The 5,841-nt window shown below is 61.1% G+C and carries 6 protein-coding genes; 3 read left to right on the plus strand and 3 right to left on the minus strand.

Translation table 11 applies throughout. The features are described from left to right. Nucleotides 1-155: 155 nt before the first annotated feature. Entirely contained in the window at nt 156-812 is a 657-nt protein-coding gene (locus VZ95_RS13095) for an RluA family pseudouridine synthase (RefSeq protein ID WP_198148282.1), read from the plus strand. Here the strand turns inward: VZ95_RS13095 and VZ95_RS13100 are convergent. Next, nucleotides 791-2,332, minus strand: coding sequence for a sensor histidine kinase (locus tag VZ95_RS13100; RefSeq protein ID WP_198148283.1), 1,542 nt, complete (start codon nt 2,330-2,332; stop codon nt 791-793). The two genes, VZ95_RS13095 and VZ95_RS13100, sit on opposite strands and share 22 nt — an antisense overlap. Nucleotides 2,333-2,835: 503 nt before the next feature. On the opposite strand from VZ95_RS13100, the gene VZ95_RS13105 reads away from it, so the two are divergent. Together VZ95_RS13105 and VZ95_RS13110 are read left to right on the plus strand one after the other, a co-directional pair. Then, on the plus strand, nt 2,836-4,263 hold the full coding sequence (locus tag VZ95_RS13105; protein ID WP_198148284.1) for a methyl-accepting chemotaxis protein: 1,428 nt from the start codon (nt 2,836-2,838) through the stop codon (nt 4,261-4,263). Next, nucleotides 4,247-4,591, plus strand: a complete 345-nt coding sequence (locus VZ95_RS13110) for a hypothetical protein (protein WP_156995287.1) — start codon at nt 4,247-4,249, stop codon at nt 4,589-4,591. The genes VZ95_RS13105 and VZ95_RS13110 overlap by 17 nt, the downstream gene beginning before the upstream one ends. Here the strand turns inward: VZ95_RS13110 and ptsN are convergent. Next, the gene (gene ptsN / locus VZ95_RS13115) at nt 4,588-5,064 is read right to left on the minus strand and encodes a PTS IIA-like nitrogen regulatory protein PtsN (protein ID WP_045776246.1); all 477 of its coding nucleotides are present in this window, start codon (nt 5,062-5,064) and stop codon (nt 4,588-4,590) included. The genes VZ95_RS13110 and ptsN overlap by 4 nt on opposite strands. 126 nt (nt 5,065-5,190) lie before the next feature. Beyond that, nucleotides 5,191-5,820, minus strand: a complete 630-nt coding sequence (gene hpf / locus VZ95_RS13120; protein ID WP_045776247.1) for a ribosome hibernation-promoting factor, HPF/YfiA family — start codon at nt 5,818-5,820, stop codon at nt 5,191-5,193. Nucleotides 5,821-5,841: the final 21 nt, after the last annotated feature.

The raw sequence follows: 5,841 nt of genomic DNA on the forward strand, positions 1-5,841 counted from the left end.
ATGATGAAAGGCATCATTAATAAACTATCAATCTTTCAGGTGGCATTAACCTCCCCATGCGCGCTTTATCTCTCTTAGAAATTGCAGAAACTCTCCGGCACGATCCGGAAGCGATCGCGTATCACGTACAAGACTGGGTTTTGCACCGGGATGGATTGGTCCTTGTCCTTAATAAGCCTGCGGGAATGCCGGTCCATTCGGTCGCGGGCGGCAAGAGTTTGCATCTCAGCCAATTGCTTTACGCATGGCAATATGGGCTAAAGCAGCCGCCGCTGCTGGCGCATCGCTTGGATCGGGATACGTCCGGCTGCCTCATTCTCGCCCGCCACCGTCAAGCGATGATTCGCATGACCGAGCTCTTCGCCACCCGGCAGGTGGAAAAATGCTATTGGGCGGTGCTGGACGGCGTGCCCGCGACCGAAAGCGGCACCATCGACGCCCCGCTCGTCGATATGAAACGCCCCGGCGGCGTCACGGTGCGCTTAGCCCGGCCCGACGATGGCGATGAGGCGCTGGAGGCCGTCACCGAGTGGCGGGTTTTGGCCGTGCAGGACCGGCGAACCTGGATCGAGTTTCGCCCCCGCACGGGCCGCAGTCACCAGTTGCGCGTCCATGCCGCCTCGGTCCTGGGATGTCCGATTGTCGGCGACCGGCTCTACGGTCGGCACGAGGCGGCGGGGCTGCATTTGCACGCGCGCAGTGTTAGCTTCGCGCCCAGGGCCAATAAGCCGCCGCTTGAGATCAATGCCCCCGTGCCCGATGGATTGGCCGAGGTGCTGGCCCGCTTCCCTTATGTGCCCTCGCCGGACTGATCGTCGAGTTCATCCACCGGCTCATCGCGCACCAACTCGACGCAGGGGGTGAAATCCAACGTAATCGCCGTGCCGGTCCCCACCTGCGTATCGACGGTAATGCTGATGCCGTGGGCATCGAGCAATTCTTTGGTAATGGCAAGACCGAGGCCCGTCCCCCGATCCCCCGCCGACCGATAGGCGTCGCGGTCGTCAAAAGTGGCGAAGGGACGGAAGAGGTCGCCCAAGCGCTCGGGCGGAATCCCTGGCCCCGTATCGCGAATGGTCAGCAGATAGCGATGCTCGTCGCTGATCCGCGCCAGCATTTCCACAATCTGCCCCGATTGCGACGCCTTGATGCCATTCGAGAGGAAATTGCAGATCGATTGTGCAAGGCGCGTGCGGTCACCGATGACTAACGGCCAATCCTCCCCGCCGCGATAGAGCACCGAAACCCCCTGCCGCCGGGCGAGGCCGGAACTGATCCGCGCTGTTTCGTCCAAAAGCGCCCGCATCGGAATGGGGCGGCGGTGCAGAATGATTTCGGCATTCTCGATGCGGGCGATATCGAGAATATCATTGATGATCGCCAGCAAATGCGCCGCGCTCTGGTGAATGTCCCCGGCATAGCTGGCAACCCGGCGCGGGTCGGTCACATATTGGTCGCGGATAACCTCCGAGAAGCCCATAATGGCATTCAATGGCGTGCGCAGCTCGTGGCTCATCGTGGCGAGGAACGTGCTCTTCGCCCGGTCCGCCCGAACCGCGCGGGCACGTTCGGCCTCCAAACTCAGCTCGCGCGCTTTGAGGGGGCTGATATCGCGGTGGCAGAGCACCCGCCACGCGCCCTTCTGCGCCAGAATCGTTTGCAGATAGCGCCCGTCGCCTAGCGCATAATCGGCGCTCCACTGGCCCGGCGGCGTTGCGGCAATCGCCTGTTCTTGCCACAGCGACAGGGCGAGGAAGGCCTGAAAGCTCATGCCTTGCGCAGGAGGGGCCTCCAGCAGCGCCGTCATCGCCGAATTCCACAGCACCAAGCGCCCGGCTTCGTCGAACAGCGCCACCGCATCCGTCACCGAGGCGACCGCCAGCCATTCTTCGCGCAGGCGGGACAAGTGACGCGACAGACGAATCTGCGAGCCCTGCGCCACAATCGCTTGCCGATAGGTGCCATTCACCCGCTGGATGGAGAAAATCAGCGCAACCCAATAAACGGCGGCCAGAAGCGAGAGCGTCAAATAGCTACCGCCCTGCCACGCAAAGAAAAATATCCACGGCAGCAGACACATGGTCACAAAGGCATAGGCCGTGCGCGGTAGCGCCGCCAGCGTGGTGGCCGACCCGGAGACCAGGGCGGCGACGACCAAGGCCACGACGAATTGATCCAGCGGCTGCGCATTGCGCGTGAGCAAACAGGCGCTCCCCCACAGCGCCCCAGATATCCCCGCGCTCCAAACCGCGCGCCGGGCAATCCGATTGAAGCGCCCGCGCGACAAGGCCGATCGCTCGTGTGCCGCCGTGCCCAGCGGATGAAATGCCAAGAACTGCCACTTAAATGCAGCAGCACCCACAGCAACAAGCCGCCCCATTCCCAAGTTTGCAACGCATCGATAAAGGCCAATTGCGCCGTAATAACGATGGCCGCCGCCGCCGTTACCCCGCTGTTGATGGGGGTTTGACGAACGAATAGGCGCAAAACTTCGGCGTGATAGCGATTGCTCCCCGGATTACTACTTATCATGGTGCGCCTGCGCCATCTTCCCTCGCGTCGTCGGAAAAGAGCCCGCCTTGACGTTTGCGCAAACGTCATCTGCATTTTGTCTATTAAACTTTATCACAATTTTAAACATATTCGCCGAGATAATGAATACACGGACGCTCATCATGGTGCCCCGCGATCATTCCTCAAATTCATCGTTGTTTTGATCGTGCGCCTGAGTGATCCGGTACTTCCCTTAAATCGTACACATCTTCACTACCCCTCACAAAGGCCAATGCCCGAATGGAAGAGCTTATTCGACTGCGTGATAAATCGGCTGTGTTCATGGTCATTTTCATCGCCGCCCATGTTCCCGTTGTTGCTCTGCTGGCTTGGGCACGCGGGAATAATTTGCTCATTCCGGTGGCCCTAAGTTTTGCGCTCAGCGGAGCCGTTCTGCTCGCGTGGTTTGCCAATCGGCAGGCACTCTCAACGCGCCTCACTATCGCCGCAGCGTTGATCGGTCAGGTTTCGCTGCTGGTCTATGGGCTCGCGGGGCACCCGTGGCAAGCCGATATGCATATGTATTATTTTGCGGCGATTGCAGTGCTGGCCGTCTTTTGCGACGGTCGGGTCGTTGTGATGGGCGCAACGGTAACGGCGCTGCACCATCTGATCTTGAATTTTGTCTTTCCGGCGGCGGTTTTCTCCGGCGGGTCGGATTTGGCGCGCGTCCTGCTGCACGCCGTTCTCGTCGTGATGGAAACCGGCGCGTTGGCGTGGCTATGTTTGATGCTGGGAAAAGCCGTGGCTCTATCGTCCAACACTCTGAAAACGCTTGAAGAAAAGACTCAAGCCGAAGCCGCTCAGGCCGACCGCCTACGCGAGCAGGAAGAAGCACAGGAAACAAAACTCCGCACTCAGCGCCTTGCCCTGGCCGAACGCTTTGAAGCGCGCATTGGCCAAGTCACGCGCCGCCTGGCCGACTCGGTTACCGTCATGCAGAAATCGGCGACCACGCTCGCAACAGCGGTGAGCCAAGTTGCCGATGCGTCGCAGGATGTCACCCAAAGCTCCCGCATTGCCAACGATGGCGCGCTCGCAGCCGCCTCCGCCACACAGCAGCTTCATCAGTCGATCAACGAGATTGGCAGTAAAATCGATGCAACCGCCGGAGCTGCCCAGGAGGCCGTTTTATCTGCCGAAAAAACTGGGGAGCGCGTTCAACATCTCGCCGAAGCGGCGGATCGGATCGGCCAAGTGATCCGGTTGATCCAAGATATCGCGGCGCAAACCAATCTGCTGGCGTTGAATGCCACCATCGAAGCGGCGCGCGCCGGGGATGCGGGCAAGGGCTTTGCCGTGGTCGCCGCCGAAGTCAAACAACTCGCCACGCAAACGGCCCGCGCGACCGAGGATATTCAAACCCAGGTCACGGCGATCCAGAGCGAAACCGATCAGGCGGTCGAGGCCATCGTTAAGATCGGCGAGGCCATCACCGATATCAACGGCCTTGCCGGGTCGGTCGCCGCCGCCGTTCATCAGCAGGATAGCGTAACGGGCGATCTCGCCGGGCGCGTGAGAATCGTTGCCAAGGAAATGACAGCGGCTTCCGGCGCACTCGGAACCATCTCCGGCGATACGCGCGCGGCCCAGCAAGTCGCCGATACGCTCTTGGGCGTCGCCAAAATGCTTGCCGAGCAAAGCGACCAACTGCGCGGCGATGTCGATAGTTTCCTCTCCGACGTGCGCGCCGATGCCAATGCCGCCTAAGACCAACCCCAGTTGGCGGCGGCGCGGGTTCGGCTGGCTTACTCTGCCGCTCTGTGGGTTGTTGCCCGTCGTCGCTCTCGCGGCGGCGCTGCAACCGGAACGCGGCACGCAAAGCCCGGTCGCGGTCGTGTTTCCGCTCACCTATTCAGCCGAAGCAACGCTGGCCGCCCTCGGCAGCACCGGCGCGCATCTGGTCGCGCCGGGCGGCATCGGGGCGGTTTTCATCGTCCAAAGCGATGCGCCCGACCTTGCCGAGCAGCTCTACCGCGCCGGGGCTTGGTTCATTCTGAAAAGCGATGCCGCTTGGTGCCAGCCTATCGCCCGCTAAGCCGCGTGGCTGCTGGCCGATTGTGCGGTGAGAATAAGATAGAGCGCTTCGGCGGTTTCCGCCCCGCGCAGCTTATCGCAGGTACCCTTATCGCGCAGCAAACGCGAGACGCGGGCGAGCGCCTTCAAATGATCGGCGCCCGCCGCTTCCGGCGCGAGCAGCAGAAAAATCAGATCGACCGGCTGCTCGTCGATCGCTTCGAAATCGACCGGCTTATCGAGCTTGGCGAACAGGCCGCGCAGTTTCGGTAAAGCGCCAAGCTTGCCGTGGGGAATCGCAATCCCGGCCCCAACGCCGGTAGTGCCCAAACGCTCCCGCTCCAGCAGAACTTCGAAAATATCGCGTTCGCTTGTGCCCTCGGCCCCCATCAGGTCTGCCGCACGCTTGGCCAGCTCTTGCAACGCCTGCTTTTTGGTTGCTGCCCGCAGATTGACGATTACCGCGTCTGGGGAGATGAGGTCTGCAATATCCATCGGTTCCTGCTCTGACAATTTTCAGCGCGACTGCCACGCCCCCGAAGAAAGGCGGGAAGGGCACGATGGACCGCGCCCTTCCCGTTTTCTCTTAAGCGTTGCCGCGTAAGATCGCCGATACGGCCATCATTGCGCGGCGGACAGCACGCCCTTTGCATCGACGCGCCCGGTGGGGTTAACAGTCTGACTGTTGCCCTGGGGATCGATCCAGCCGATATGACCGTCGGCACGGCGATAAATCACGTTCAACCCGCCGTGGGTTGCGTGGCGGAACATGAGCACGGGCAGGTCGCCAAGGTCAAGCCGCATCACTGCATCGGGCACGGCCAGGGTTTCGATGGAAACTTGCAATTCGGCCACGATCATCGGCTGATTGCTCAGCGGCGCGCTCTCTTCCTCGGCTTCCGGGGCGAGAACGTAAGACGCGGCGGATTCGGCGTCCTGCGCCACCAGTCCGCGATGATGATCTTCCTTCAAGCGGCGCTTATAGCGGCGAATGCGCTTTTCGGCATGCTCGATCGCCTCATCGGCGGCCCTGTGGGCGTCGGTGGCGCTGGCTTTCGCCTGAACGGTCAGATTTCGCGCAACATGGACGGTAATATCCACCCGGATCAAATGCGCATCGGGCGATAAAACTACCGTGGCATCGAGCGGTCGGGCGAAATATTTATTCACCGCGTCGGTGAGGTGCGTGGTGATATGGGTGCGCAGCGCATCGCCCACATCCATTTGTTTGCCTTTAACAGTAACCTGCATGGCAACCTACCTATTTTTTCT

The sequence above is a fragment of the Elstera litoralis genome (assembly GCF_000963705.1).
Classification (GTDB): domain Bacteria; phylum Pseudomonadota; class Alphaproteobacteria; order Elsterales; family Elsteraceae; genus Elstera; species Elstera litoralis.

Coding starts and splice junctions, on each gene's coding strand:
- VZ95_RS13105 (WP_198148284.1), top strand. CDS start 2,836: ATGGTCATTTTCATCGCCGCCCATGTTCCCGTTGTTGCTCTGCTGGCT.
- VZ95_RS13110 (WP_156995287.1), top strand. CDS start 4,247: ATGCCAATGCCGCCTAAGACCAACCCCAGTTGGCGGCGGCGCGGGTTC.
- ptsN (WP_045776246.1), bottom strand. CDS start 5,064: ATGGATATTGCAGACCTCATCTCCCCAGACGCGGTAATCGTCAATCTG.
- hpf (WP_045776247.1), bottom strand. CDS start 5,820: ATGCAGGTTACTGTTAAAGGCAAACAAATGGATGTGGGCGATGCGCTG.